The organism is Weissella muntiaci (genome assembly GCF_008107635.1).
Classification (GTDB): Bacteria; Bacillota; Bacilli; order Lactobacillales; family Lactobacillaceae; genus Weissella; species Weissella muntiaci.
Genome location: NZ_SDGZ01000023.1, coordinates 1 through 25,336 on the forward strand (window position 1 = coordinate 1; position 25,336 = coordinate 25,336).

A 25,336-nucleotide genomic window follows, 5' to 3' on the forward strand; every position below is an offset into this window, starting at 1 on the left:
CAGTGACTCTGACGTTGAAGCTGATGTACTTTCTGATGCTGATTCAGATACTGATGTACTCTCTGATTCTGATGCTAGTGACTCTGACGTTGAAACTGATGTGCTTTCTGATGCTGATTCAGATACTGACGTACTCTCTGATTCTGAAGAACTTGTTGATTCAGAAGTTGATTCTACTTCTGACGTTGAAGCACTTTCTGACTCTGATGCCGAATCAGAAACGCTTAGCGACTCCGATTGCGAGTTATATAAACTATCCTTCTCAGATGTAGATGTGCTGTTTGCCTCTGACTCAGATATACTCTGAGAAGTCGAAATTGATTCTGACTCTGATGCCGAAGTATCAACGAACAGACTAGCTGTATCAGTTTGTGCAGTATTAGAATTGCCATCTGCATCAACTACTGTATACACAAGGTAAAAACGACGTCCGTCATCCTCTTCAGTTACTTTATTTACAACATATGTCGAATCAGTACCAACCAATTGTTTCGTATCCGCATCGTACCAATTATACGTTATGGTAACACCATCCGTAATATCAACACCTTGCATTTTAAACACTGCATCTTCACCGGCGTCCACATATACATCTTCTAGTCCCGTACCAACATTAATATCGAATGTTGTACTTATTGAAGCCCCCAAAGGGTTATTAGCAGTCAAAGTAATTGTCGCAGTACCGTTGATACTTTGTGAGGTAACGTTTCCATATTCGTCAACTTTGACCACTGATTCATTAGATGAAGACCAAGTATATGTCGCTGTACTATCACCTGGATTTACAGTCTTCTCCAACTGCTGTGTTGAATTTCGCAACATATAGCTACTACCACTAATGTCGAGACTTTCTGCATCAAAATCAGATTCAACAACGTTCACGCTTACGACATTCGAAGCATAGTGATCATCACTAGCGAGCAAATGAGAAGTATAGTAATCTGCATAATAATATTGTGTTCCAACTTCACTCTCACTGTCGGTGTATGTGGACGTACTTGTTTGATAATTTGTAAGTGGCCATATCCACGTATTATTACTCTTTGTAACGGTTGACGTACCAGTAGCTGCCACCCATTTACCATTTGAAGCATCCCAACGATACCAAACAACCTTGTCTGCAAATGATCCCGATGCTGAACCTAATGCCAACGTTTTGCTCCAAGAAGTTTGCAAATTAAAGCTTGAGCCTTTCTTTATCGTAAGACCTTGAGGTTGTTGTGATATTCCTGCCCTCATACCGAACGTTAGAAACCCACTACTGTAGGTCGGTGCGGCATCGTAATCAGCCGTTGGAGCGGTCCCTCTTGTTTGTATCATATCAGCACTTGCCGTCTTTGCTGACATCAACTGTATAACCGGACTACTTAAAGATCCAGCTACCAAGACCGTAAGCATTGCCGTCTGGATAAATTTTCCAGCCTTATACAACTTGTAATGCTCTTTATTTTCTTTAACAATTTTAGGATTAAATTGTTTTTTTCGATTAAACATGATTCCTTCTTTCTAATTCTATTAAAATTAGGCTTCAAAACAATCTGAATCCTAATTTTAATAGGAGAACAAATTTGGTTGTACGATTTGAGCTACTAATAGAGCAGCCATTACTGCAAAGATCAAAATGCCCCACGCTGATCGTTGTTTATTTTGATACATATCCCATGCTTCAACTGCCAACATGCACGCTACAATGACTGTTGCAATGATGATCCACGTAATACTTGTATAGAAGAAAAGTGCAACGGCGCTAATAATTAATAGTCCAGCCAATACCCATTGAACAATTCTCTTAATCTCTGTGACTTCCATAATGTTCCTCCTCTTTGGTTGTAAACATTCCTTCGATTTGAAAAACCGACCGGTCGTTCAATAACTGAAATTATAACTTATTCATAAGATTTATTGCAACAAAACACACTTGCTCTTCCTAAAAAGTTCTAATTTTCTTCACAATTTAAAAAGGTTAGGTGTCTACATAACACCTAACCTTTTTAAATATATTTAATTAACTAAATAATTTATCTTCAAAATATGCTTCAAAAGTCCCATCTTTAAGGTCACGATATTGTCGATCAACTCGTAACTGGTAAACATCTGGATTCAATTCTGAAAGTGTTTGTAACAATTTCTCTACGGATGGATAGATCTGTTTGACAGGTATCAATTGCTGATCCCCAACTGTACTGTCCAAACTATAAATCAATTTTCCATTCGCTAGCACTTGTTCGATCACGTCCGGAATCTTGTTTCCATTATTGATGTCTAAGTAAATGCCACTATTACTAATGAATTCACTAATCTTACTATCCGTCTGACTTGGGAACAATTTCAGATTACGGTAGCGTTCACCTAACGAATGTAGCTTATTAGACATTAAGGTCTTTGCCACTACGTTAAAGGTATATTCACCCAAATTTGTTAGCAGCTCTTCAATTCCCTCTAACGAGTCTGAAGCTGTTACGATCGTAACGTCACGATTAAAGTCGCTATCAGCAATTTCTCGATAAGCCGCTCCGATGAAACCTGCACGAACCTTTTTCTCAGCCAGCTCTTTACTTACCTGATTAAAGTCTTTCAAATTTTGGAATAGAACGCGTTGCTTTGGCATATCCGCCAAGGTCAACATGTTCCCTGGGATTTGTTTATTTTGCAAAGCTTCATGCCAGATCAGGATTGAATCGCCAGTCTGATTTAATTCCTTGTTTACAAAGAGTGGCGTTGATAGAGAATCATAGATGAGCTTATCGTAACTAATTCCCATCAATTTAATCGTCGCAACTGTGAATTCAGTTAATGAATGATAAACTCTGGTTTGTCCCGCAAAATTAACAATAATATCCTTAGTTCTTGGATTTATCGTAATCACCTCAACACCATCTTCATTGAGATAGCTGGTTAGAATTAATTCATGAGCTGCATTATATAGATTACGTTTGTATAAGAATCCTAGACGATTATAAAAGTTTGACACTACAACTTTCGCATCCTTATCCAACCAATCAACCGACTCAATCAATCGCTTACCTGGATATAGTTTAGAAAAATGAATATCGGCAACCTTCTGATTCATATGGAAAACCTGACCGGCCTCATTATTCGCAGCAATCTGATATAAATCAGGTACTGGTAACTCATTAAAGTACATTGCTTTTTGCAAGCCCTTCTTTACCGCATAATGCTTAGTATAGAAATTAACGATACTTGCCATATTCTTGGGTAGAAAACCATTATCATTAATGACCACATAATCTGCATTTGGATTTGCCTTTAATAAAACATCATGTAAATGACGGTTTTGAGCATTGAAAAAATCAAATAGTATCAGCATTCGTTAACTCCTCAAAAAGATCTAGCCATTTCTTCTGCAATTGTTCAACCGTAAACGCCTCAGCAAGCCTGTATGAATTCTGATGGAAACTTGTCTTATCGTTCATTCCAAGGAATTCCTCGATCCGCCCTGCAAGTTGCTTAACAACCTGCTCATCATCATCGCTTAACGGGATCAGATAACCATTCTCTGCTTCAACCACAAAAGTTTGATTACCATAGGGGACATCTAATCCAATAATTGGCAATCCGTCACCCACTGCCTCCATCAAAGTTAATCCAAAACCTTCACTCTTTGATGCAGTTAAATACAGACCGTATTTTGAGTATAGCGATGCCATGTTCTGATGGCCGAGTAACTTTACATTCTCACTTACGTTCAACGACCGGATCAAGTCTTCTAACATTTTCCGCTGTGAACCCTCACCATAAATATCGAAGCTCACATCATAACCATCCTTAAGTACCTGGCCAACCGCTTTAACTAGCAAATCAATATGTTTCTCGCTCGCAAGCCTTGACGCTGTAACAAAATGATTTTCTGCCCTCTCTTGGACCGGCTTAATTTGTTCCAAGGCTCCCACGGGAATTGCGTATATCTTAGGAATTTTATTATTATATTTTTCCAATTGCTCACTCAACTTCACCTTTTGGAGCTCTGTTGCTGTAATCACAAAGTCAAATATATCAATATTTGTAAATTGATAATCATAATAATTGTTCCAAAGAATATGCTCATCATCAGTATTATTCTTGCTGTAATGTTCTGCATGAACAACAAACCCAGTTTTGGCAGCCTCCTTATTTAATAAAATTGGTTCTGCAATATCAGTCGCACGATCAAGAATTAATACGTCTGATGCAGTTGGCTGTAGCCGTCGAACAAACTCCGCAATCAATTCTGCCTTGTTAAAGTAAATTCGATCATCCAGCAGATATGTATTCAGATTTTCATCAGCAACATTGACAATTTCTGCTAATGCAATCCCACGATCTTCATTGTAAACTTCCCGAAGTGTTAACTTGGCCTTTTTATCAACTGGCTCATAGAATTCGGACATCCAACGTGTACTTGTATAAAAATCTTTCCGGATCAAATTTCCATGTGAAACCAGCTCTACACGCTCAACTAAATCAAGATCCTTTTTGAAATATACTCTTAGATACTCATTCCGATCTTTATTATTTACGACTTGGATATCTTTATTTCGTGGCTCCATCACAAATTCTGTTGCCACACCATACTCTAGCAGGACTTGAGCCAAGTTCATCTTAGCTTCCTGTAAAGCAATATCTGAAAAGAAATTATAAACCCAAATAATTTTTTCACTTGGAATGCCGATGTTTTTTGCCATACTAGCCATGTTTTCCTTAGTCATTCCTAAGAACACATAGTAATCTTCAACTGGCAAATTACGGAAAATCTTTTCACGATAAGCTTGAGCATACTCAACTCCGCTGCTAGCCCAGCCCAATCCGATATTAAAATTTATTACACGCATCTCGCCCCTCATTTTCCCCATGTTTTTATAGTTATACTACTACAATAAAACTAAAAAGCTATACAAAATATAAGTTAAAAACCTCAAATAGCCTGGCATCGTTCGATACCAAATCAAATAAGTTCAAAGTCTTTAAATTACAGAAAGTACAGCTCAGCATTTTATTTTATTCTAAATCAACTTAGTTTATATTTACATGAAAGTGTGAATTTTCTTTGAACATTACTGGTCCTATTTCGATTTCGATTGGTAGACGACTTTGCCAACCCATACTAATATGCTAACCTTTTTAAGAGTTAACAAATTTATTTTAATAACGGAGCGAAAGTATTTTGTATCTAGGTTAGTTAATATATCTTGACTACAAAACAAAAAGAGTTCTACTTTAATAAAACAAGGAGGCCTTGTATGACAACTAGTTTTTCATTCTTAAATTTTCTTGCAAATATATGTATTATTTTGCCCTACTTCATAATTCTGGACGCTTATAATTACTCTCATAATCCGCTACTACTGGCAACCTTGATCGTAATTTACGCAAGTCGCTCAATGAGTATAATCGTCTTAAACACAACCTTTACGCGTCTCAACAACATCCTCGTGGGGACGATTACTGGGTTAATTGGCGCGTTGATGTTAGTATTTCTTCAACTCAATGCACCCGTCGCCATTATCGCAGGAGTTCTATTAGGTTATCACTCTTCAACTCTGTGGCCATTATTCCTCGCTGGTGAAACAGACTTGGAAGGGCGCTACACGGTTAATAAACGGTATATGTGGCTAATCTTTCTTATTCTTGCAGTTACATTAATGGCAGCCTTAACCATATTTGTTCCCAAATATAGTTATCAACTTAATTTTGCTATCTATATTGTCGTCTGTCTCATAGCTCTACCCGCGGCAATCAAAATGACCCAAGCCGTTTTGATTCAGGAACAACATGCGCCCCAGGTTAAATTACCAACACGCTCACATTGGTTATTAATTCTTATTTTCATTGTTTTTACTAGTCGACTAGTATTATTCTTTCTATCTAAGAGTAACTCAACAAACTATTTACCCGACTTTATTTTTACAATCCTGTTGATCCTATTAAGCCTTCAACTTATTATGATTAATCGTAAATATGATAATCACCGTATTTTTAATCTAACAGTTCTAAGAGGAATTTTAATGACCTATATCCTCTTCTTTGCACCGTTCTATACCTTTGCTTGGTTTGGCACTCGAGCCTCACTTTTCACATACGCCCTATATCTGCTTGGTTTCGAGCTGGGGGCGACATTGGTCAAAAAGTTCTCGATCAAGCCGACCTATTTGCTCTATGCTGGCTTGCTTCTGATCGCGATTCCGTTTAATATTACCTATCCATTCGGGATTTTGGCATTAACACTATACTTGGGTAACTTAAACATCTTCCTAAATCAACATCATATTCAAGGTGACACTTTTAGCATGGGTGGCGGCATCATCCGAAAGTATCATCTTTCATCATTTGGTAGCCAAATTAGCTATGCATCAATCTTTCTAGTACTGATCATCTTCGCTGCTTTCAATCAAATTAACCTATACGCATTTTTTTCAAATAAATATAGTACCTTGACCCTACATGTCTATCTCATCAATCTAACGCTAATCACAATTATGCTTGCGATCGTCATAATTGGTACCAAAAGGATCAAAAAATTCAATAAGTAACTTCAGCGATCATTCTTCTCACATGGTTTGAGCAGAGTGGTCGTTTTTGTACGAAAAAGGGGTAATTCTATAATTAATAAACATTCACTAATTATAAAATCATAGCTCGTATCAAGAACCCGCTCCCCTCAAAAATAAAAAACTTACGAAAAAAATTTTTTTCTGTTATAGTAATCAAGTTTTGAAAAAAGAGGAGGCACACATGCCAGAAAATTTTAAAGAAGAAATTTATTTTACTGCCCTTATGGCCGGCCTAATGGTACTCGGTATGACACTCTACAACGTTGTCTTGCACAACGGGCTTAGCACTGCTAGTCTACTTGATGGCCTTGCAGGTTATCCCCTAGCACTGTTAGTCGCCGTAGTTCTTGATATGTTGATTGTTGGTCCGATTGTTAAGAAGTCCGTCATTGGCTATATCGAGCGCAAACAACTTAAAGACGTTAAGATTCAAGTCATCGGCCTAACGATCTCACTGTTTATGGTTCTCGGCATGGTGTCATTCATGTCCGTGTTTGGGATGATTATGTCTCCACTACAAAGCTCTAATCTGTTTGCGGGTTATGCTCATACGTGGATGTTTAATGTTATTGTCGCACTACCATTACAATTATTACTTGTTGGTCCGTTCTCTCGTAAGATGTTAGCCATTATTCAGAAGTAAAAAAAGGCTCCGCCGATTGCGAAACTTGACTGATCAACTCAGTCATTTCTCAATCAGTGAGAGCCTTTTTTAATCATAACCTGCTACTTGTTAGGATCGCTGAACAGATTATCAAATGGCGAATGTCCTGTATTGGCAACCTGCGTCAAAAACATTTTAATCGCCCCTTGGGTTGAAAGACCTTGCCGCTTAAACACAGCATCTGCCTTATCCCTAATCTCGTCATCAATCCGCAATTGAATTAACTTCTCAGCCATAGTTTGCCCCCTAACTTATTTCATCCCCATTTTTCCAATAAACTTCAGGCAATAGATCGCGCTCAATCCGACAACCACATAAATGACTCTCGCCATAATTGAGTCCTGTCCACCAAAGATCATTGCCACCAAATCAAACTTAATTAATCCTACCAACAACCAATTAAGTCCACCGATAATTAAAAGAATTAATGCTGTAATATCTAATGCTTTCATGATTTATCCCCCTATTTTGTATGGTTCTGTGTGGTCGGTTTAAGTAAACATCATTCGCCTATCAGACTTTGATTTACTTTATAACCCTAATTATAAGACCGTCTCAAGCATTTGTATAAGGATAAGCTCACGTTTGCCTGTTTAATATATTTTAATTGTATTAAATTCAAAGAAAATTCAAAAAGAGCTTTTAATCAAACAATTTCTTCACACCCATATAAATTAAATTTAAAAAGAGTTGAGCATGTTTCCATGCTCAACTCTTTAATTTCTCGTCAATCAATTATTCCAATATTTCGCTTGATATGCCTTTCGTGGCATCATCATAAAGTGCTCTCGTAAAGGATCCTTCTTATAGAATTCCTGATGTTCTTCTTCAGCATCATAGAATGGCTTTGCATCTTCGATCTTCGTTACAATCGGCTGATCAAAGCGCCCTGATTTGTCCAAATTTTGCTTGGACTCTTCGGCAATTTTACGTTGCTCTTCATTAGCAACGAAGATAACTGGCCGATAACTGTCGCCACGGTCAGCAAACTGTCCAGTTGCATCAGTTGGATCAGCCAATTGCCAATATAACTCAACGAGTTGTTGATAGGTTACCACTGTGTTGTCAAACCAAACCTTAACCGCTTCTGTGTGACCAGTCGTATGTGAGGCAACCTGTCGATAGGTCGGATTCTCAACGAAGCCCCCTGTGTACCCTGAGCGAACTTTCTGAATACCTGGTAATGTCTCAAAAGGCTCAACCATGCACCAGAAACATCCTCCTGCAAAAATTGCTGTTTCGATTGCCATACGTTTCCCTCCTCAATTAGCGACTTCGATAAATTCTCAAAGCTCGCCAATTATCCTTAACATATTTCAAGTAACTCAACTGCTACTTACATAATATTATACTCTGTTCGGGAAAGTTGACTGTCCGATTTGTTCAGCGTCTTCTTAAATACTAGCTTTCTGTGGTTTGTACATTGAGCTAATCATCAATCCTAAGCCAATTACACCTACCCAAATCAATGCTTGCGTGTTACCGTTCCAAAGACCTCCGTTATAATAAACGATTGATCGCATTCCATCCAAGAGGAAGCGCATTGGTAGCCAAGGCATGACCCAATTCGTATAGAAAGCTGTCAACATTTCAGGTGCTAGTGCCATGAGTGGTGCGGCAAACAACATTAATAGGGCGAAGACTGGCAATCCGATGAACCCAACCCACATCTGAACACCTAACATTAACAGCTGGAAGACAAATGATGCTAACGAAGCAAAGAGCGCTACTTCGATGAACTGTCCATAGTCATAACCCAGAATCGTATGTGCAGCCAAGGTCGTGCCAAATCCAGCTATCAAGGCAATCACTGCGACAACTGCCAATTCAACGACCTTATTGCGCCATTTCTTATTGGCATCCGATTGGTCTAAGCTCTTTTGTGCATACATCATCATCAACGATCCCAACAATGCTCCCATCCAAATTGGTTGGAAGAAGCTCGAACTAGCAGTCGCTTTATTCGTAGTGTTGTGCACAATCTCAGTCTTAACTTCAACCGGATTCAATAACGTTTTTGCTGTCGTAGCTGGTACGGGCATATTCAAGGTTTGCAACTTTGTCAGAACTTGAGTTGATACCCCTTGTCCGGCTCTGTTAGCCATCATTGTTAACACATTTTGAACCGCAGCCGCTACTGTTGGGTTCTTTGCCTGATTGATGATGATATTCATTGATGGATTAATTGGCTTACCCGATGCTAAACTCATTGCATTCTCGGCAAAATTTGCATCGATAATCAGTGCGCCATAATATTTTTGCTGATCCATCGCCTTTTTGACAGCTGCTTTACTATCAACCTTGGACCATTTGATCGTCGTTGCATTCTCACCACCAGTAGAGGTAACACTTGTTAGTTGCTTTACGATTGCCGCACTAGTTGAACTATGATCCGCATCAACGATTGCAATTGGCAGATTCTTAGGTGCCGTCTGTGTACTAGGGATTTGCGCAACGATCAGGAGCACCCCCATAACTAACGCAACTATTAATGATATAATGTGGAACTTATTCTTAAACATAATGACTCCTCCAAATTTTTAATTTGTAAAACATACACGTTGGTTCATTTGTAACATCATGTTGCTTTTTGACATTGATTAGTATATTCTGTCTTTGATGATGAGGACAGCGTCAACTTTAACCAATCTGTTGCATTTTCAACACGATGCCTTAAATTGTTTCATATTGGAGGAATTATGTACGAACACAAGACAAACCAAACCCGTCAGCAAATCTTAGATGCCTTTATTGAGTTATTGCATGAAAAGGACATTTCAAAAATTACTATTAATGACATCACTAAGGTCGCTCATATTAATCGGGGGACCTTCTACCGGCACTTCGATGACAAGATTGATTTAATTGAGAAAACCGAAACTGTTATTTTCGAAGAACTGGAGGCAATTTTAAACAATGACGTCCTATCAGGGAAAGTCAATAGCCCCCTCGACAGCGAATTCAATGCTTACCGGGTCAAGATTCTGCAAATCTTAAAAAAGCATTCGCTATTCATTACTGCCATGATTGGCGAAAATGGCGATTTAACCTTTGAAAACAAGTTAATGAATAAAATCTATGACTTTGCTAAAGCAGGTATGTACTATCTGGGTGCACCCATTGACCATCCGACACTTGAACAAGACTTAGCTTTGCAATTTATGACGAATGGTCTACTGGGCATATTCCGCTACTGGCTCAAACGTGATGAAATTGATATTGAGGACGTGTCTAAAATAATTGACTCAATTATGCTCAAGGGCGTTTTGGAAATTATTGGCTTCCGAGAAAATGAGAAATAAAATAGGCATGTACAAGTGCGATATTATCACTTGTGCATGCCTATTTATTATTCAGCGGGTTGTAGATTTCCATCAACCATATAGATAACTTGATCCACATATTCTAGCAGGCGATCATCATGCGTAACCATAATGATCACCATCCCCTCATTATGAGCTAGGTCAACGAACATTTCGATCACCTCTAGTGCCCGTTTCCGATCAAGACTCGCCGTTGGCTCATCGGCAAAGAGGACTTTCGGTTCACCATAGAGTGCACGTGCAATGGCTGTTCTTTGTCGTTCACCGCCTGATAATTCGCTAATGTAATGGTCTCGTTGCTCCCAAATTCCGAGCCTTTTCAATAACTCCTCCTGTTCTTCAATGCGTTTCTTGCCTTGCAATCGATCAACTAGTTCTAGTTGTTCCTTAACCGTTAGAAAAGGAATCAAGTTTGACGCTTGTAAGATAAAGCCAAATTCATCTAACCGTAGCTTTGAACGTTCTTTCTCAGCAAGCGCGCCAATATTTTGATCTTTGAAATAAACGGCTCCTTTTGTTGGTGTTTGCAAGGCACCCATTAATGTTAATAAAGTCGTTTTCCCAGATCCTGATGGACCGGTCATTGCTAGAAAAGATCCGGCTTCTACTGCCAAATTTGTTGAATGGATAACCTCAGTCTTAGTACTACCATTTATAAATGACTTCGTTAGATCTTCCAATTTAATCAATGCCATTTTAATTTCCTCCAACTGCTTCTAACGGATCAATCTTGACGACCTTAATAATCGAGAAAATTGTTCCCAAAATTATTGCGCCAATCAATCCCAGTGAAAAGATCAAAATCAACCATGGATTAGCCCCAAATGGTACCGTAGCTGGCAAGAATAACATCGTAATCCAATTTGCCAACAACGCAATTCCCACACCAGTTAGACCGATTATCAAGGCCTGCCATAATAGACTACTAACAATTCGCCGCGTTGAAATTCCCTGTGCCCGCATCGTTCCATAAATTGATAGCTTTTCAAGCGTTAGAATGTACATGAAAATAGCAATGATAAAGCCGACAATTATAAAGAGTGATGCAATCATCAAAGTAAATGTTTGAACCTGTGCTGAATATCCAGGAATATTATTGATTAAGGTGTTTGTCGATATCCGTTCAAGTTCTGAATCTGTTTTAACCGCTCCTGCCTTCTGTGTGATAAAACCATTGATATTGCGACTTCCAAAAATTGCATAATAGTCACTATTATCAACATAAATTACCGGTAGTGTGTTATATCGATTATCATCCGTGATCCCGACAACTTTTAGCTGCTCCTGATGTCCATTTAACTTCAATTTTTGGCCAACATGAATATTTTCAGGATCAATACTTCGATCAACAACAACCTCGCCCGATTTATCAATAAATCTTCCCGTACTGAGTTCAGGCTTGATAAAGCTGTCCGAGTCAATTGAGAAGATGGTGCTATCAACCTTTTCCTTGTTAATCTCAGTTACCGCATTATTAACCTTTAACGGTACACTGTCGGCCGGTGTGGTAACTTGTGCTGGACTAATTTGAGATAGCAACAGATTCTTATTGGAATATTTCGTCAAATAAACCTGCTGTGCTTGCCAATTATCGACCGCGCTACGATTATTGTTTGCTAGACCAAAGGCCAAACCACTTAGAAAATAAATCAAAAACGCAATTAATGTGATAAACCCAATTATTAAAGAATACTTCCATTTTGAAAATAAGAGTTCCTTTACCGCTAAATACATATTGTCCCCTCCAAACTATTGATCATCTCGAGCCGGCACTAATACAGTTGCTTGGACTTGATTTACCTGGAGTCGTAATGGCAGTGGTTCTGCTCGATCACCGTCAATTCTAACTTTTGTTGCTTGCTGGTCAATTCTTTCGATCTTTAGACCTTTGGTTTTGAAACTAAGGATGTCTTGTGCTTTACCGATTCGACCATGCATTAAATAAGAGAAATAGCTTGGAAGCCTCAATAAATTGAACTCCTTTAAAATGACCACTGATACCTTCCCGTCCGAAGGCTGAGATTCTAAATTAAACTTCGTATAGCCACCCAATGAATTAGTTAACGTAATGATTATTAAGGCAGTTGCAATGGTTTTCTCAGGTCCATCATCCGGCGTCAACCGATAACTCGCTGGTTTTTTGAAAATCCCTTGTTTGAAAGCTTGAATCAGAAATGCCAAAGGCCCCAATTTCTTCTTTTCCGATTGCTTGACATGATTAGCAATATCTGCAAATGTGCCGATCAAAGCACTGCTCACCATTGCCCGTTCCCCATCATTGGCAATATCAACCGATCGCTTATGTTCTGCCAAAATAACTTGAATTGCCGCATCGACGTCCAACGGGATGTGCAATGCTTTGGCATAATTATTAACGGTCCCTGCCGGAATAATTCCGACTGGCACCATAATTCCAACCCTATTTAAAGCAGAGAAAACTGTATTAATTGAACCATCACCTCCGATCACGATAATGTAATCAATCGCATGTGCCTGCTGTTCGATTTGTTTAAGTGCATCTTCACGACTCTTAGTTGCTACCAATCTTACCTTTCGTTCGCTGCTCTCCGCAATCTTCTTAAAATGTTCTGCGATTGCTCGATTGTTACTCTTCCCAGCAGCTCCGTTAAAAACAACTAAATACTTCTTCATGACATCCTCCCTCGACTTTTGGAAAAGAATTCCGAAAGTTATCATAACTATCCTATATATAGCAAATATATTCGTAAAGGTGGACACTGTCAAAGTAAATGCTTACATGCCTCAAATGGTCTCACAAAATTAAAAAAGAGCGACCATCTTCCGTCGCTCTTTTGCCCGCTTCTATTTAGTTCGTTTAGTGGGCTTCTTTGTTCGCATGTGGTCATATTGATCAATAATCTTCTGCCTTACCGTTTCACTACTTAATAGTAAACCAGCTACCACCATGGCGATTTTAATTCCCGTATGTTTCTTCCCATCTTTTTCCATTCGTCAACCTCCTGTAAAAGAATCCCGCATATCCTATGACTAATAAACTAGTTTAACCGTTGGCCCGTTAAAAATGAATTCAAGCGTCTTTTTCTTTTTTGCACCATTTTTAGTAATCAAATCCACAACATTGATTATTAGTGGCACATCGTCATTGTTTGCAAAGATTGTTTGTAAATCCTTTAATAGAATGGATAAATCAATCCCTTCAATCACAGTAACATTTAAGACATATTTCAAAGCATGCGCCCCATCATCGTCTATAGTAACCTGTATTGTTTGAAGCTTATCGTAATGTTTCAGAATTTTCTTCAGCTGTTTCTTTAACACTTTGAAATCTACTAACATCACCACCCTCACATCCACTATCTTAAAAAAGAGGGCTTCTCAGCTCTCTTAATAAAATTACTTTACGCGGGAATCATCTGCATCTTCTGCAACAGTTTCCTTCACAGCATCATAACCTTGGCTTGTCTTTTGCTTGATTGTTTGCCCAGCATCGACTGCGTGATCCTGCAAAGTAGTTTGATTTTTGTCATACTCTTTAGCGGTTTGAATATCAACAACCTTAACATTCATCTCAACAAGGTCCAGTCCTGTCATCTTAGCAATCTGCTCTTTGACGATTTCCTTAACCTTGCTATAAACGTCGCGGGCGTCTTTTCCATACTCAGTAATGATATCAAGGTCGACTGCAACCTGTTCCTTGCCAACTTCGACGCCAACGCCCTCCGTTGGGTCAGAACTATTTACGATCTTATTCTTAACATTAGCAATGAATCCGGCGTCTACACCAAGTAATCCATCAACCTTTTCAATTGAATGACCGACAATTTTTTGAATAACCTTATCGTCAAAAGTCAATTGTCCTTTAATGTTCTTTGCGTTATCGTGTTGTTCACCGTTGTTATTCCATGTAGCGTCCATAAATTAATCTCCTGTTCTGTAATTACTTACTGAAAATTTGCTTAATTTTATCAAATGAGATGTTCCAAGCCTTAATAACCCAGCCGATCAACCAGCCGATACCTGCCAATACGATTACTAGCACAGCCTGCCAAAAACCAAAAGCAAGTAGCAGTATGGCAAGTAATAATCCGATCAATAGCCCAATCTTCGGCGGGTCTAAATTAAAATTATTCATCCACTACCTCCACTTATATCACTCTTGTATTACTTTTATTCTTACTTGATTGACCGACAACAATTTTTGTTTTAATCGTAGAAATATTGGTTTCACGTAGAAGTTCTTCTAAATTCCGATCAAGCTTTGCTTTAATTCTATCAAGTTGTCCAATCACCGCCGAACGATATGGTGCGCTCGCCGTAACTGTTAGCGAAATCCGCTTAGGATGATTCGTGACCTTGACATTTATATTCTCAAGGCCCTCACCCGAAAGCGCTCGATTGACAAAGGCTGTAATCCCGCGATTATCAAGCGACAACGTTCCGCTAGTACTTTGCTCAAGCACCAAATCATTCTTCTTACGTGGCCAGAACATTAGAATAATCAATCCCCCCAGCAAGATAATTGCCAACACAACTGCATAATAATAGACAATTGTATTAACGTCCACCCCACCAAAGTTATTCTGAACCAGCCAAGCGTCTATTTGATGTCCAATCTTTTGACTCTCTGGGAACCAAATAATAACGACGATCGGTAAAACATATAATAAGATTAGCAAACCTAATATAAATTTTTGCCATCGTCTCATAGTGACACCCACCTTTACTTCATTCGACTAAGTACAAATGAAACAATCAGTACCAGAATTATCGCACCAATCAATGATGGGATTAACGCCATTCCTGCAAGTGATGGTCCCCATGATCCTAGGAGCATCTCTCCCAACCATGAACCAACAATACCTGCAACTATGTTGCTAATCCAACCCATTGCACCACCACGCTTTGTGATCATCCCTGCAATAGCACCAATAATTGCACCTACAATTAACACCCAAATTAAATGCATAAGTACCCCTCCATTCAAATGATTACGCTTGCAATATTTCCACATCTCAAATGTACAATTTCATTGGGTATCATGCAAATAATTTGCTTGAAATTAACTCAGGAATCAATCTAGCAGGTTTCTTTTCATAAAACATATATACATAAAAAGGCTTGTAGTGATTCCCTACAAGCCCAAACGTTTTATAAATAAACTATATTGCAAACATTTTTATTAAATCTGCTTTTAACAGATGTGCCTTCTCTGCTCCTTGCACATCAAGTTTTATCTGACCATCCTGTACCATGATCAATCGATTACCATATGCCAATGCGTCGTCAATGTCGTGCGTAATCATCAATGCGGTAAGTCGCTCTTGTTCAATTAGTTGTGCCGTTAGTTCCATAACCGTTTGACTTGTTTTCGGATCCAAGGCCGCTGTGTGTTCATCTAATAACAGCAGCTGTGGCTTTCTTATTATCGCCATCAATAACGAAAGCGCCTGACGCTGCCCTCCTGATAAATATTTCACTGGCGTATCAATATGTGCTTCAATCCCCATATCCAAAGCCGCCAATCGACTCGCAAACTGGGTTCTCTTTTTAGTATTATCATAGCCTTTGAAGTAATCTGATAATTGTTTATCGTCTGCTAGCACCATATTCTCATAAACGGACAATTGATCTGCTGTTCCTAATTTTGGATCTTGAAATACCCGGGCGATCCAATTAGCTCGTTTACGAATATTGGTCTTTGTAATCGTCTGCCCCAGGATCTCAATTTCGCCTTTGTCGACCTTCAAAGCACCAGCAATTGCATTGATCAATGTCGACTTACCTGCACCATTATTACCAATAATTGAGATAAACTCGCCTGGATATACTTTAAGATCAATGTTCTTTAAAATATGGCGCTGATTTACTGTACCTGGGAAAAAAATTTTTTGAAGTCCTTTTAGTTCTAGAACAGGATTATTTTTTATCATATGTCAACTTTTCTCCATCATTTCTGTTGCTTTAAATAAGCCGCCAAACGATACTTTTGTTTCAATTTTTCTCCAATCATTGGCGCCACAATCACGACTACTAGTATCAACGCTGAGAAGATCTTCAAATCATCTGGCGATATTCCAATATTCATTGCGCCTGCTAGAATCGTCCGATATATGATTGCCCCAATCGCCATCGAAACTAACTGCCAGACAATCTTTCGCGAAGCAACCATGATCTCACCCAGCAAAACTGATGCTAGACCGATTACAATCGTCCCAACTCCCATGTTGATATCCGCAAAACCATTGCCTTGGGCGATTAAGCCACCAGATAAAGCAATTAAACCATTTGAAATTGCATAACCCAAGATAGTCATTCTATCAGCCCGAATCCCATTTGTAACACTCATAATTCGATTATTTCCGACTACCCGCAAGTCCAATCCCAGCCTAGTGCTGAAAAAGATATACAACAAGCCCAGCACTCCGCATACGATCGGTAGTGTCACCACGATTGTTCGGACATCATCACTACCAATTACAGGAATAAGATCAATCAATGTTTTCTGGTCGATCAAAGCTAAGTTTGCCCGTCCCATAATGTGCATGTTAATTGAATAGAGCCCCGTTAAGGTTAAAATTCCTGCCAAAAGCGCTGGAATATGTAACTTAGTGTTTAAAATACCTGTAATAATCCCTGCAATTGTGCCTGTCAGAAAACCAAGTAATAAAGCAACCAAGACTTGTTGCCCTGACAACTGTGCGCTAATGGTAACAGCCGCACCGAGCGGAAAGCTTCCCTCTGTGGTCAAATCAGGAATATCCAAAATTCTAAAAGTAATATACACGCCTAAAACAAGCGGTGTCCATAAAAGCCCTTGACCGATACTGTTAATTAACATAGCTGGCTTCCTCCTAGATTAAGGTTCCTTGATGTCACCGGCTTTAAGACCGATTTTTTCAAATTGCTTTTATTCACATATAGATGTAGTTTGTCAGACTGCTCTACTGGCATTTGCTTTACATCCTTATGGTCAAGAATAATTTGCGCCGCCATCTTAGCAGTCTGCTTACCAAGATCCTGATAATTTAGTCCGTAGGTCGCTGTACCGCCATCTTCAGCCATCTCAATTGATCCTGTCACAACAGGAAGCTTTGCCTTTTGTGTCACCCGACCAATTGTGTGCATTGCGCTGGCCATCAAGTTATCACTAGGAACGTATAGTCCAGCAATTTGACCATCAATACTATTCAGCGCTGATTGAATGTCGTTAGTCGATGTCACACTTACTATCTTCAATTTAAGATGGTGCTCCTTCGCATATTTTTTTGCCATATCAACCTGTAAAGTAGAATTTTCTTCTGACGAATTATAAATCACCCCCAAGGGCTTCTCAGACTTGGTTAATGTTGATAATAGCTTCAGTTGCTTATCAACCGGTGTCAAATCACTAGTACCAGAAACATTCGTTGCCGGTTTGTTATTATCCTTTACCAACCCCGCGCGTTTTAAATCGGTCACCGCCGTTGTCAAAATCGGAATTGATTTCGTTGTCTTAGCAATTGTTTGCGCCGAAGGCTTCGCAATTGCCAAAATTAAATCTGGTTTGCCTTTAACAATCTGACTACTCATCGACTGTAAATTAGCCTGATCTCCTTGAGCGTTTTGATAATTATACTTAACTGTCCAGTTTGAATTGTAGGCTTTAACTTCCTTGGTTAGTTCCTTTTCAAATCCATTCCTAGCAGCATCTAACGAACCATGCTGCACAACTTGTAATACGCCGATATTAATCGTCTTCTGTGCTGACGCATTTACGGTCTCGGTCAATAAGATTGCTGAAGTTGTGAGAACTCCTGCGGTAATGAGTAATGTTTTTTTCATAATTTTGCTCCATTTTTTAAAATAAAAAAAACCAGCTAGAGACATAGTCATCTAACTGGTTTTGGGCCCTCAAACAGTTAGATAATTACCGCATCTAACTGGCTCTTTTCGCGTTGAAAAGCATTAGCCTTTTTTAGATACGAACACTTAGTGTTAAGCGTTCGTATCCTGTTTTAGAATACAAACGCTATCTAAAGAAAAAGCTAAAGCCAAATTCATTATTCAGTTGTGAGTAATTGGTATGTGTCATTTCATAACCCCTCTACAAATGATTAAAATTAATTAAACCTTAAAGCGTCTAAAATGTCAACTTTCTTTTAAAACTCATTAAATTTTAATTCTACAAACAGCAAAAAACTTCCAGCAAAAAATACTGGAAGTCAGTTTAATCAAAGCTTTAGCTATCTTGACGAGTTGGTGCAATATCAATCTCACGAATGGTAACATCTTGTGGCATATCGTAAATAAACTTAACTACTTCAGCCACATGCTTCGGATCTAGCACAACACCACCCATTGCATTCTTCCACTCTTGATAACTCTCAAGCGCACCTTCGTCAGTTACATGCGTCAACAATTCAGTCTCCGCAGCCCCTGGTGCAACTACAGCAACACGCACATTTTTGCCTGACACTTCCTCACGGACAGTCTCAGTTAAGCCATGCACACCATACTTACTTGCCACATATGCGGCGTGATTTGTGAAGGTCTTCTTTCCTGCAAGTGAGGACATATTAATGATTGTTCCACTTTGGCGCTCGATCATCTCATTCAAAACAATTTGCATACCGTTCAAGACACCCATCACATTGGTGTCTAACATGGTCTGCCATTCCTTAGGATCTTGATTTTGTATATTACCAAGTAACATCAATCCTGCATTATTTACTAAAAGATCAACCGGACCAAACTTTGCGACTGCCTTATTAACAGCTGTTTCAAATTGTTCCTTATCGGTTACATCAACTTCCTCAACTAATACATTTGAAAAGTCTAATGGAAGCTCCTTAATCTTTTGAGTACGACGACTTAGTAGCAACTCTGGAAATCCAGCTTCGTTAAAAATCTTTGCAATTTCAGCACCAAATCCAGAACTTGCTCCTGTGATAACAATTAATGGCTTATTTGTCATGATTATTCCCCGTTCTATTTATTATAAGTGTTATACTATCACTTGAACCTAAGTTTAAGTCAAGAGGAAACTATGAAAAACTATCAAATCGGCGATATTGCCAGTATTATGCACGTCCCAACCTCCACAATTCGATATTATGATAAACAAGGTCTTTTACCCTTTGCCAAAAGAGATCTCAATGGTCGTCGAATCTTTAATGAAAATGACTTGAATTATATCGAGGTTATTGATTGTCTGAAGCAGTCCGGCATACCAATCAAAGATATCAGCCACTTTATGACGTGGTGTTTGGAAGGCGATTCAACATTAAATCAACGCTTCGACTTCATTGAAGAGCACGAAGCAATCCTTGAAGATGAGATTAAAAATCTCCAAGCTCAACTGGCCTTCCTGCGCTGGAAGAAGTGGTATTACTCACGAGCAAAGGAAGCTGGAACTGAAACAATTAATTTTGAAACTGGTACAAGCCACGTACAACCAGAGCTTAGGTCTATCTACGAGGCAGAAATAGCACATAGCTAAAAAGGTTCACCATACTTAATATGGTGAACCTTTTATTTTTGTTGATTATGAATTGCTGGTATCACAATATTGTCTACCAAGTCAGTCACAAATTCTAATGATACTGCCGACTGATCGACTAGAACTTGGTAAAGCAATGCACGAAAAGGCATCAACTTCACCTCCCTAATCACATCATTTTTAAGTTCACCGTCGAGAATCGCCTGCTCCAACATTCGAGTCATGATTAATTCATTTTGCTTGCTCAATTCAGCAAAGAAGTTATTAACTGTCTCAGTTCCACGCCCTAATTCAATTAGAAAAGCCCGCATAAACGGTGGTGATCCATTAAAATGCATCAGGCTATCAATTAAATTTTCACGCAGGCGCTTTCCAGAAAAATCAATTTGATCGTAGCTTTGAACTTCATCGACTGAATAGTACTGCTCTGCCGCTAATACCATTGTAAATGGATCAGCAAATCGCCGGTAAAGGACTGGTCGACCAACACCGGATGCTTTCGCGACATTGTTAAAAGTAACATTCTCATAACCCGACGTCTCCAGAAGATGAATGACCGCAGAAAATATTGCCTCGTTAAGTTCAGCAACTGATTTGCGTGGTGCTCTCGTTACCATTCTTGAATCCCTCCTGGTCTTTCCAACTGATTAAATTATAACATCCTTTATTTTTAAGAACAAATTGTAAATAAAAACTTGTATTATTCAACCAGTGCGTTATAATTCTTTTTGTATTATAGATACAACATGTAAATAAAAGAGGGATTAAATTATGCGACAACTTATTCAACATAGCTTTAGAGGTATCAACGATCTTAGTTTCAGGGAGGTTGATCTCCCAACGCCTGCAGCGAATGAAGTCTTGATCAAAATGCATGCGCTTCCAGTTACCGCTTCAGATATAAAGCGCGAGTTTAATGATCACGCCACTGCTGAACAGTTAACTAACCTTCCGCGGGTAATCGGCGTTGGCGGAGTTGGTGAGGTAGTGCAGGTTGGCGAACAACGGGACTCCGCACTAATGCATCAACGCGTCTTGGTGCTTAATCCTACTGGAGCTTACCAAGAGTATCTTACATCCAAAAATTCAAATTGGCTTTTCCCATTATCAGACAACGTCTCAGATGAACAAGCACTTACATTAGTTGGTGCCGGTGGCACCGCCGAACTCCTCGCCTCAATCATTAAGAAAGCTTCGTCACAAAATATCATCATCACCGGCGCAAACTCTGTGATTGGCATATTACTACTTCAATTGCTTACCTTAGATCATCATATGATCTTCCCCTTAGTAAATCCTAGCAGTGTCGAGTATTTCCAGTCTCGATTACCAAAAGCACCAGTCTACACAATTGATTGCTTACCCAAACTGACTGATGCAACAATCATCGATATCGCTGGAAATACACACCTTTTAGAATCCTTGTCATCAATGATTCCAAATGTCCAGGCCATTTCTATCGCAATTACAGATAATCCACAAATTCAATTTGTTCACGAAGAATTCAACCGACAAGTCTATCTACAATTGATTGAAAAATTATCCACTGACGAACTCAAAGGTCCAGTTGGTAAACGCTTCGCTTTCAGCGATGCAAAAGAAGCCCAACACTATACCAATGACCACCATAGTCGTGGTCGTGTATATCTCACATTAAATTAAGCAGGTATCAAACATGAATTTCAAAAAACTATTCCAAATAAATTCCTTTTCAAGCGATCCAGATGCACGCATGCTAGCTGCAGAGATTCTGCAGCAACAATATAATTGTGAAATCAACGCCGTTGAAATTGATGAGACCGTCCTTTTTGCTCATAATGGCAAGGGCTGCACAATTGCCGCAGCTAAAATTTCCGCCGGAACCGTGATCTTTCAGAATGTTACAATTGGGGCCAACCAGACCTATAATCGTTCAACTAAGCGCTGGGAAAATCTCGGTAATCCTGTCATTGGTAAAAATGTAATAATTGCGGACGGTGCCAAAATCGTAGGACCAATTATTATCGGCGATAATTCAATTATTGGAACGGGAGCAATCATCACTAAAGATGTCCCTGAAAGTAGCATCGCCTTTGGCGTCAATCAAATTAAGCCCGCTAACCCCGGAATGGCACCGATTTACTATTCAGACATGCCTACCCGTGAAGACCAGATCACGGCGGCCGAAGATTTAATCACTCGTTATCATACACAAGCAACTCAGTAATTAATCGAACATACACAAAAAGCGACCGTTCATGCAAGGTCGCTTTTTTATTATCACGTTAAGAAATCGCTATTACTGGTCGTGGCGCATTTGGTGCTGACCAAGCCGTACTGATTTGATCAAGAGTAAATATTGCTATCGGCACACTCCATTGGTTCTCGGCTGCTAACCTAAACACATTTTGCAATGTAGTGTACATATCAGCCATATCAACAGAACGGAGACCAGAACCCATGATTTCAATCTTAGAAGAACGTAATGCGGCTCCTGAGATTTTGGCATCCTGACCGGCAATCGCACCGATTTCGATATAACGAATTCGATGTGCACCACCAATTGTTTTGGCCAAACTATTAATAATCAAGGTTGCTGTGTCGCCAAACAAATAATCTAAGACAATTGTTACGTCTGTAGTTAGCTTTCCAAGTTCATTCATATATGCTGTTTGGCCGGCCTGATCTGCTAAATCAAATGAATCAGTCGCTAGATAAGCATCAGCATTGACTGATCTCAATTGTTCATAACCGCGGCCGGTTACAATCACCTTCTCCGCCCCCAGTGTGTAAGCCATTGCGACCGCAAGGACTCCCGCTGTCCCAGTTGCACCATTAATCAGGACTACATCCCCAGGCTTGATTTGAGCACGATATACCAACGCTGCATAAGAGCTCATCCCTGGATTTGCGATTGCGGCCGCCATATGGTCGCTTAGATTGTCTGGTAATGAAATTAACATTTTCTGATCAACAAGCGTTTGCTCAGCCAATGATCCTGTCATCGAATTTGCAAAATAGACCCGCTTACCATTTTCAAGGGTTCCAACTCCATCCATTCCTGCAGTGCGTGGAAAATCATTTGCGCTTGAATAATGGTTTCCCATTGAACGAGCTTTTGTAACATTACTAAGGGCACTTGCCTTCACATTTACAAGTACTGATGGTTGGTCACTTACTGGGGCAGATATTTCGCTAAGCGTTGGAGCCTGTCCAATTCCTTTTATAATTGCTGCTTTCATTTTAAAATTCCCTCTTTTTATTTTATTTGCGTTTTGCACATAAATAAATATAACACTATCTGTGCAAAATGCAAATTATTTTGTTAAAATAATGGTATGAAAAATAACTATTATACTGAAGTTTATCAACATATCTTTAAGCTAATCTGCTTTCTTGATGATCCCAAACAGGACCAAAATTTACTTAATGAGGCTGGCGTTGACCTTGATCCAAAGCTATTCCCATTATTTGTAACGATTGCAAATACTGCCCCAACTCAAGTTAGTAGTTTAGTTAGCCTTTTTAATCGTCCGCCCTCAACGTTAAGCCGACAAATCGATCGTTTGGAAAAAAGTGGTTTAATTCAAACTTTCCAGGATGATGTGGATACACGAATTAGGAAAATAATCTTATCCCCCTTAGGTCTTGAAATAAATTCTGCAATCAGTTCAACACGCCTAAGAATTCTCGAAGCTGCTTTTGAAGGTCTAACATCTGCTGAAAGAGCGGCCTTTCTCACTGCTTTTAGAAAAGTTGATCACTTTATATCTCAACGATAAGTAGCAAAACATGCTCAAAATCTTAATTCATTAGAGTCCTTTTTAGATAAAGGGCTCTTTTTTAATTCAAATTATTAACCTTGAATATTTACTATTCAATTCTTGAAAAATGTGCTAAGTTTATTGTGTAGTTTAAAATGATTATAAATTAGACGAGGTTAATTTTATGCCGAAGCAAAAGAAACTCAATCTTTCACAGCGAAACAATCTTGTACGTGCAGCGGTTATGGGCGCCAATGACGGAATTTTATCAATTTCTGGCATTGTAATCGGTGTTGCAGCTGCTTCGTCCAATTCGTTTACGATCTTCATCGCCGGATTCGCTGGGATACTAGCCGGTACAGTGTCAATGGCCATGGGTGAATATGTTTCCGTTCACTCTCAAAATGATGCTCAAGTTCGCGCCGAATCAGAACAACGCTATGCGCTCGAGAACGACTATCAAACTGAATACCGTTTTGTGCGAGATAAATACATAAATCAAGGTGTATCGCTTGAATTGGCCACCTTGGCGGCCAACGAGATGATGGCTCAGGACGCACTGGGGACTACCGTTAGGGAACGTCACGGTTTCACCTTACACCACGAGGTTTCAGCAGTCGGTGCAGCAATTGCATCAATGATTTCATTTCCAACGGGCTCACTTTTACCAATGCTTGCTATTACACTGTTACCAGCTAACATTAAAATCCCTGCGACTGGTTTAGCTGTTGCCATTGCGTTAGCCATAACCGGCTACTCGGCGGCTAAGCTTTCAGGTGCTAATCTCTATCGCGCCACACTCAGGAATGTTATTTCGGGGATCTTTACAATGGTTGTCACATTTTTAATTGGTAGTTTGATTGGGAGATAAAACATGTTAAAACAAATTAAAATACGAACTAAGCATAATCGTTCCTCAAACGCCACAATGGAGGAGCGCCTGAATACAATCCGTGCAGGTGTTTTAGGATCAAATGATGGTATCTTGACTGTCGTTGGCGTATTATTCTCCGTTGCGGCCGCTACAAGTAATCAATTTACAATCATTGTTGCTGGAACTGCCGATTTGTTAGCATGTGCGTTAGCGATGGCCTCGGGCGAATATGCATCTGTCAGTGCACAAGCAGATGCTGAGAAAGTGGCTGTTAAAAATGAGCATATTCGTGTCAAAATTGCTCCTCAAGCAGTCCAACAAGACATCATGGACTTTTACCTCGAACGCGGTGTTAGCCCTGACACTGCCACCAAGATTGCCGCGGAATTAATGGCCAAGCAACCATTAGAAACGATTCTCGCAACTAAATACAATATTCAAGTCAATCACTATGTTAATCCATGGTCAGCGGCAATTTCATCAGCCATTTCTGCATCACTGGGTGGCCTTTTCCCACTCATGGCATTGATCTATAGCCCCGTCAAAGTTCAATTTGCGATGACAATTTTAGCCACAACGGTTGCCGTCGCTCTTACAGGTGCTTTGAGTGCCCGGTTTGGCCACGCCTTTATGAAAAAATCTATTATCAGAAATGTTATAATTGGGTTGATTACAATTGCAATTCACTATGCAATTGGGACACTCTTCTAAAATCTGCAAAGGG

At 39.4% G+C, this 25,336-nt stretch carries 32 protein-coding genes; 9 read left to right on the forward strand and 23 right to left on the reverse strand.

Going from position 1 to position 25,336, the window contains the following annotated elements:
* From ESZ50_RS09155 to ESZ50_RS09170, 4 genes are all read right to left on the reverse strand, one after another.
* A partial coding sequence (locus ESZ50_RS09155) for a KxYKxGKxW signal peptide domain-containing protein (protein WP_187387611.1) occupies window positions 1-1,494 on the reverse strand: 1,494 nt, incomplete at its 3' end.
* A 57-nt stretch (window positions 1,495-1,551) separates the two neighbouring features.
* A complete protein-coding gene (locus ESZ50_RS09160) occupies window positions 1,552-1,809 on the reverse strand; it encodes a hypothetical protein (protein ID WP_148623265.1) in 258 nt (85 codons plus the stop codon).
* A 196-nt stretch (window positions 1,810-2,005) separates the two neighbouring features.
* The gene (locus tag ESZ50_RS09165) at window positions 2,006-3,328 is read right to left on the reverse strand and encodes a hypothetical protein (protein WP_148623266.1); all 1,323 of its coding nucleotides are present in this window, start codon (window positions 3,326-3,328) and stop codon (window positions 2,006-2,008) included.
* Window positions 3,312-4,829: a glycosyltransferase gene (locus ESZ50_RS09170; protein ID WP_187387612.1), complete on the reverse strand. Its 1,518-nt coding sequence runs from the start codon at window positions 4,827-4,829 to the stop codon at window positions 3,312-3,314. The genes ESZ50_RS09165 and ESZ50_RS09170 overlap by 17 nt, the downstream gene beginning before the upstream one ends.
* 408 nt (window positions 4,830-5,237) lie before the next feature.
* On the opposite strand from ESZ50_RS09170, the gene ESZ50_RS09175 reads away from it, so the two are divergent.
* Window positions 5,238-6,527 (forward strand): hypothetical protein, encoded by a 1,290-nt coding sequence (locus ESZ50_RS09175; protein ID WP_148623270.1) that lies wholly within the window; start codon window positions 5,238-5,240, stop codon window positions 6,525-6,527.
* A 202-nt stretch (window positions 6,528-6,729) separates the two neighbouring features.
* Window positions 6,730-7,191 carry a DUF2798 domain-containing protein gene (locus ESZ50_RS09180; protein ID WP_148623272.1) on the forward strand — a complete coding sequence of 154 codons (462 nt, stop codon included), beginning with the start codon at window positions 6,730-6,732 and terminating at the stop codon, window positions 7,189-7,191.
* 83 nt (window positions 7,192-7,274) lie between these two features.
* On the opposite strand, the gene ESZ50_RS09185 is transcribed toward ESZ50_RS09180, so the two are convergent.
* From ESZ50_RS09185 to ESZ50_RS09200, 4 genes are all read right to left on the reverse strand, one after another.
* On the reverse strand, window positions 7,275-7,448 hold the full coding sequence (locus tag ESZ50_RS09185) for a type II toxin-antitoxin system RelB/DinJ family antitoxin (RefSeq protein WP_148623274.1): 174 nt from the start codon (window positions 7,446-7,448) through the stop codon (window positions 7,275-7,277).
* Window positions 7,449-7,463: 15 nt separating this feature from the next.
* The gene (locus tag ESZ50_RS09190; RefSeq protein WP_148623275.1) at window positions 7,464-7,664 is read right to left on the reverse strand and encodes a DUF378 domain-containing protein; all 201 of its coding nucleotides are present in this window, start codon (window positions 7,662-7,664) and stop codon (window positions 7,464-7,466) included.
* Window positions 7,665-7,943: 279 nt separating this feature from the next.
* Window positions 7,944-8,462, reverse strand: a complete 519-nt coding sequence (msrA, locus tag ESZ50_RS09195) for a peptide-methionine (S)-S-oxide reductase MsrA (RefSeq protein ID WP_148623277.1) — start codon at window positions 8,460-8,462, stop codon at window positions 7,944-7,946.
* Between the two features lie 144 nt (window positions 8,463-8,606).
* The gene (locus ESZ50_RS09200) at window positions 8,607-9,734 is read right to left on the reverse strand and encodes a YhgE/Pip domain-containing protein (RefSeq protein WP_148623279.1); all 1,128 of its coding nucleotides are present in this window, start codon (window positions 9,732-9,734) and stop codon (window positions 8,607-8,609) included.
* A 177-nt stretch (window positions 9,735-9,911) separates the two neighbouring features.
* On the opposite strand from ESZ50_RS09200, the gene ESZ50_RS09205 reads away from it, so the two are divergent.
* Window positions 9,912-10,514 carry a TetR/AcrR family transcriptional regulator gene (locus tag ESZ50_RS09205; RefSeq protein WP_148623280.1) on the forward strand — a complete coding sequence of 201 codons (603 nt, stop codon included), beginning with the start codon at window positions 9,912-9,914 and terminating at the stop codon, window positions 10,512-10,514.
* 47 nt (window positions 10,515-10,561) lie between these two features.
* On the opposite strand, the gene ESZ50_RS09210 is transcribed toward ESZ50_RS09205, so the two are convergent.
* From ESZ50_RS09210 to ESZ50_RS09265, 13 genes are all read right to left on the reverse strand, one after another.
* On the reverse strand, window positions 10,562-11,230 hold the full coding sequence (locus tag ESZ50_RS09210; RefSeq protein WP_148623282.1) for an ABC transporter ATP-binding protein: 669 nt from the start codon (window positions 11,228-11,230) through the stop codon (window positions 10,562-10,564).
* Between the two features lies 1 nt (window position 11,231).
* A complete protein-coding gene (locus ESZ50_RS09215; protein WP_148623284.1) occupies window positions 11,232-12,269 on the reverse strand; it encodes an ABC transporter permease in 1,038 nt (345 codons plus the stop codon).
* 15 nt (window positions 12,270-12,284) lie between these two features.
* Window positions 12,285-13,187, reverse strand: coding sequence for a diacylglycerol/lipid kinase family protein (locus ESZ50_RS09220; protein WP_187387613.1), 903 nt, complete (start codon window positions 13,185-13,187; stop codon window positions 12,285-12,287).
* Between the two features lie 171 nt (window positions 13,188-13,358).
* On the reverse strand, window positions 13,359-13,505 hold the full coding sequence (locus ESZ50_RS11765; RefSeq protein ID WP_187387614.1) for a hypothetical protein: 147 nt from the start codon (window positions 13,503-13,505) through the stop codon (window positions 13,359-13,361).
* A 39-nt stretch (window positions 13,506-13,544) separates the two neighbouring features.
* Complete coding sequence (locus ESZ50_RS09225) at window positions 13,545-13,853, reverse strand: hypothetical protein (protein WP_148623287.1); 309 nt, start codon at window positions 13,851-13,853, stop codon at window positions 13,545-13,547.
* Window positions 13,854-13,910: 57 nt separating this feature from the next.
* Window positions 13,911-14,432: an Asp23/Gls24 family envelope stress response protein gene (locus tag ESZ50_RS09230; RefSeq protein ID WP_148623289.1), complete on the reverse strand. Its 522-nt coding sequence runs from the start codon at window positions 14,430-14,432 to the stop codon at window positions 13,911-13,913.
* A gap of 22 nt (window positions 14,433-14,454) precedes the next feature.
* Entirely contained in the window at window positions 14,455-14,649 is a 195-nt protein-coding gene (locus ESZ50_RS09235) for a DUF2273 domain-containing protein (RefSeq protein ID WP_148623291.1), read from the reverse strand.
* Between the two features lie 13 nt (window positions 14,650-14,662).
* Window positions 14,663-15,223, reverse strand: coding sequence for an alkaline shock response membrane anchor protein AmaP (gene amaP / locus ESZ50_RS09240; protein WP_148623293.1), 561 nt, complete (start codon window positions 15,221-15,223; stop codon window positions 14,663-14,665).
* Window positions 15,224-15,237: 14 nt separating this feature from the next.
* On the reverse strand, window positions 15,238-15,483 hold the full coding sequence (locus ESZ50_RS09245; protein WP_148623294.1) for a GlsB/YeaQ/YmgE family stress response membrane protein: 246 nt from the start codon (window positions 15,481-15,483) through the stop codon (window positions 15,238-15,240).
* A gap of 193 nt (window positions 15,484-15,676) precedes the next feature.
* Window positions 15,677-16,447, reverse strand: a complete 771-nt coding sequence (locus ESZ50_RS09250) for an ABC transporter ATP-binding protein (RefSeq protein WP_148623296.1) — start codon at window positions 16,445-16,447, stop codon at window positions 15,677-15,679.
* 17 nt (window positions 16,448-16,464) lie between these two features.
* Window positions 16,465-17,355: an ABC transporter permease gene (locus ESZ50_RS09255; protein WP_148623298.1), complete on the reverse strand. Its 891-nt coding sequence runs from the start codon at window positions 17,353-17,355 to the stop codon at window positions 16,465-16,467.
* Window positions 17,349-18,338, reverse strand: coding sequence for an ABC transporter substrate-binding protein (locus ESZ50_RS09260; protein ID WP_148623300.1), 990 nt, complete (start codon window positions 18,336-18,338; stop codon window positions 17,349-17,351). The genes ESZ50_RS09255 and ESZ50_RS09260 overlap by 7 nt, the downstream gene beginning before the upstream one ends.
* Before the next feature lie 397 nt (window positions 18,339-18,735).
* Complete coding sequence (locus tag ESZ50_RS09265; RefSeq protein ID WP_148623301.1) at window positions 18,736-19,470, reverse strand: SDR family oxidoreductase; 735 nt, start codon at window positions 19,468-19,470, stop codon at window positions 18,736-18,738.
* A gap of 72 nt (window positions 19,471-19,542) precedes the next feature.
* On the opposite strand from ESZ50_RS09265, the gene ESZ50_RS09270 reads away from it, so the two are divergent.
* Window positions 19,543-19,995: a MerR family transcriptional regulator gene (locus tag ESZ50_RS09270; protein ID WP_148623303.1), complete on the forward strand. Its 453-nt coding sequence runs from the start codon at window positions 19,543-19,545 to the stop codon at window positions 19,993-19,995.
* A 32-nt stretch (window positions 19,996-20,027) separates the two neighbouring features.
* Here ESZ50_RS09270 and ESZ50_RS09275 read toward each other — a convergent pair whose 3' ends face one another.
* Window positions 20,028-20,612, reverse strand: coding sequence for a TetR/AcrR family transcriptional regulator (locus ESZ50_RS09275; RefSeq protein ID WP_148623305.1), 585 nt, complete (start codon window positions 20,610-20,612; stop codon window positions 20,028-20,030).
* Window positions 20,613-20,766: 154 nt separating this feature from the next.
* Here ESZ50_RS09275 and ESZ50_RS09280 point away from each other — a divergent pair, with 154 nt between their 5' ends.
* Both ESZ50_RS09280 and ESZ50_RS09285 read left to right on the forward strand, forming a co-directional pair.
* Complete coding sequence (locus ESZ50_RS09280) at window positions 20,767-21,657, forward strand: alcohol dehydrogenase catalytic domain-containing protein (RefSeq protein ID WP_148623306.1); 891 nt, start codon at window positions 20,767-20,769, stop codon at window positions 21,655-21,657.
* 13 nt (window positions 21,658-21,670) lie between these two features.
* A complete protein-coding gene (locus ESZ50_RS09285) occupies window positions 21,671-22,201 on the forward strand; it encodes a serine O-acetyltransferase (RefSeq protein ID WP_148623308.1) in 531 nt (176 codons plus the stop codon).
* 58 nt (window positions 22,202-22,259) lie between these two features.
* On the opposite strand, the gene ESZ50_RS09290 is transcribed toward ESZ50_RS09285, so the two are convergent.
* Window positions 22,260-23,216, reverse strand: coding sequence for a quinone oxidoreductase family protein (locus ESZ50_RS09290; protein WP_148623310.1), 957 nt, complete (start codon window positions 23,214-23,216; stop codon window positions 22,260-22,262).
* Window positions 23,217-23,312: 96 nt separating this feature from the next.
* Between ESZ50_RS09290 and ESZ50_RS09295 the strand changes: the two genes are divergently transcribed.
* From ESZ50_RS09295 to ESZ50_RS09305, 3 genes are all read left to right on the forward strand, one after another.
* The gene (locus ESZ50_RS09295; RefSeq protein WP_148623311.1) at window positions 23,313-23,756 is read left to right on the forward strand and encodes a MarR family winged helix-turn-helix transcriptional regulator; all 444 of its coding nucleotides are present in this window, start codon (window positions 23,313-23,315) and stop codon (window positions 23,754-23,756) included.
* A gap of 166 nt (window positions 23,757-23,922) precedes the next feature.
* Entirely contained in the window at window positions 23,923-24,609 is a 687-nt protein-coding gene (locus ESZ50_RS09300; protein WP_148623312.1) for a VIT1/CCC1 transporter family protein, read from the forward strand.
* Window positions 24,610-24,612: 3 nt separating this feature from the next.
* Complete coding sequence (locus ESZ50_RS09305; RefSeq protein WP_148623314.1) at window positions 24,613-25,323, forward strand: VIT1/CCC1 transporter family protein; 711 nt, start codon at window positions 24,613-24,615, stop codon at window positions 25,321-25,323.
* Window positions 25,324-25,336 lie beyond the last annotated feature (13 nt).

Excerpts from the sequence above, each read along its gene's own strand:
- ESZ50_RS09160 (WP_148623265.1), bottom strand. The coding sequence starts at position 1,809 with ATGGAAGTCACAGAGATTAAGAGAATTGTTCAATGGGTATTGGCTGGA.
- ESZ50_RS09165 (WP_148623266.1), bottom strand. The coding sequence starts at position 3,328 with ATGCTGATACTATTTGATTTTTTCAATGCTCAAAACCGTCATTTACAT.
- ESZ50_RS09170 (WP_187387612.1), bottom strand. The coding sequence starts at position 4,829 with ATGCGTGTAATAAATTTTAATATCGGATTGGGCTGGGCTAGCAGCGGA.
- ESZ50_RS09175 (WP_148623270.1), top strand. The coding sequence starts at position 5,238 with ATGACAACTAGTTTTTCATTCTTAAATTTTCTTGCAAATATATGTATT.
- ESZ50_RS09180 (WP_148623272.1), top strand. The coding sequence starts at position 6,730 with ATGCCAGAAAATTTTAAAGAAGAAATTTATTTTACTGCCCTTATGGCC.
- ESZ50_RS09185 (WP_148623274.1), bottom strand. The coding sequence starts at position 7,448 with ATGGCTGAGAAGTTAATTCAATTGCGGATTGATGACGAGATTAGGGAT.
- ESZ50_RS09190 (WP_148623275.1), bottom strand. The coding sequence starts at position 7,664 with ATGAAAGCATTAGATATTACAGCATTAATTCTTTTAATTATCGGTGGA.
- msrA (WP_148623277.1), bottom strand. The coding sequence starts at position 8,462 with ATGGCAATCGAAACAGCAATTTTTGCAGGAGGATGTTTCTGGTGCATG.
- ESZ50_RS09200 (WP_148623279.1), bottom strand. The coding sequence starts at position 9,734 with ATGTTTAAGAATAAGTTCCACATTATATCATTAATAGTTGCGTTAGTT.
- ESZ50_RS09205 (WP_148623280.1), top strand. The coding sequence starts at position 9,912 with ATGTACGAACACAAGACAAACCAAACCCGTCAGCAAATCTTAGATGCC.
- ESZ50_RS09210 (WP_148623282.1), bottom strand. The coding sequence starts at position 11,230 with ATGGCATTGATTAAATTGGAAGATCTAACGAAGTCATTTATAAATGGT.
- ESZ50_RS09215 (WP_148623284.1), bottom strand. The coding sequence starts at position 12,269 with ATGTATTTAGCGGTAAAGGAACTCTTATTTTCAAAATGGAAGTATTCT.
- ESZ50_RS09220 (WP_187387613.1), bottom strand. The coding sequence starts at position 13,187 with ATGAAGAAGTATTTAGTTGTTTTTAACGGAGCTGCTGGGAAGAGTAAC.
- ESZ50_RS11765 (WP_187387614.1), bottom strand. The coding sequence starts at position 13,505 with ATGGAAAAAGATGGGAAGAAACATACGGGAATTAAAATCGCCATGGTG.
- ESZ50_RS09225 (WP_148623287.1), bottom strand. The coding sequence starts at position 13,853 with ATGTTAGTAGATTTCAAAGTGTTAAAGAAACAGCTGAAGAAAATTCTG.
- ESZ50_RS09230 (WP_148623289.1), bottom strand. The coding sequence starts at position 14,432 with ATGGACGCTACATGGAATAACAACGGTGAACAACACGATAACGCAAAG.
- ESZ50_RS09235 (WP_148623291.1), bottom strand. The coding sequence starts at position 14,649 with ATGAATAATTTTAATTTAGACCCGCCGAAGATTGGGCTATTGATCGGA.
- amaP (WP_148623293.1), bottom strand. The coding sequence starts at position 15,223 with ATGAGACGATGGCAAAAATTTATATTAGGTTTGCTAATCTTATTATAT.
- ESZ50_RS09245 (WP_148623294.1), bottom strand. The coding sequence starts at position 15,483 with ATGCATTTAATTTGGGTGTTAATTGTAGGTGCAATTATTGGTGCTATT.
- ESZ50_RS09250 (WP_148623296.1), bottom strand. The coding sequence starts at position 16,447 with ATGATAAAAAATAATCCTGTTCTAGAACTAAAAGGACTTCAAAAAATT.
- ESZ50_RS09255 (WP_148623298.1), bottom strand. The coding sequence starts at position 17,355 with ATGTTAATTAACAGTATCGGTCAAGGGCTTTTATGGACACCGCTTGTT.
- ESZ50_RS09260 (WP_148623300.1), bottom strand. The coding sequence starts at position 18,338 with ATGAAAAAAACATTACTCATTACCGCAGGAGTTCTCACAACTTCAGCA.
- ESZ50_RS09265 (WP_148623301.1), bottom strand. The coding sequence starts at position 19,470 with ATGACAAATAAGCCATTAATTGTTATCACAGGAGCAAGTTCTGGATTT.
- ESZ50_RS09270 (WP_148623303.1), top strand. The coding sequence starts at position 19,543 with ATGAAAAACTATCAAATCGGCGATATTGCCAGTATTATGCACGTCCCA.
- ESZ50_RS09275 (WP_148623305.1), bottom strand. The coding sequence starts at position 20,612 with ATGGTAACGAGAGCACCACGCAAATCAGTTGCTGAACTTAACGAGGCA.
- ESZ50_RS09280 (WP_148623306.1), top strand. The coding sequence starts at position 20,767 with ATGCGACAACTTATTCAACATAGCTTTAGAGGTATCAACGATCTTAGT.
- ESZ50_RS09285 (WP_148623308.1), top strand. The coding sequence starts at position 21,671 with ATGAATTTCAAAAAACTATTCCAAATAAATTCCTTTTCAAGCGATCCA.
- ESZ50_RS09290 (WP_148623310.1), bottom strand. The coding sequence starts at position 23,216 with ATGAAAGCAGCAATTATAAAAGGAATTGGACAGGCTCCAACGCTTAGC.
- ESZ50_RS09295 (WP_148623311.1), top strand. The coding sequence starts at position 23,313 with ATGAAAAATAACTATTATACTGAAGTTTATCAACATATCTTTAAGCTA.
- ESZ50_RS09300 (WP_148623312.1), top strand. The coding sequence starts at position 23,923 with ATGCCGAAGCAAAAGAAACTCAATCTTTCACAGCGAAACAATCTTGTA.
- ESZ50_RS09305 (WP_148623314.1), top strand. The coding sequence starts at position 24,613 with ATGTTAAAACAAATTAAAATACGAACTAAGCATAATCGTTCCTCAAAC.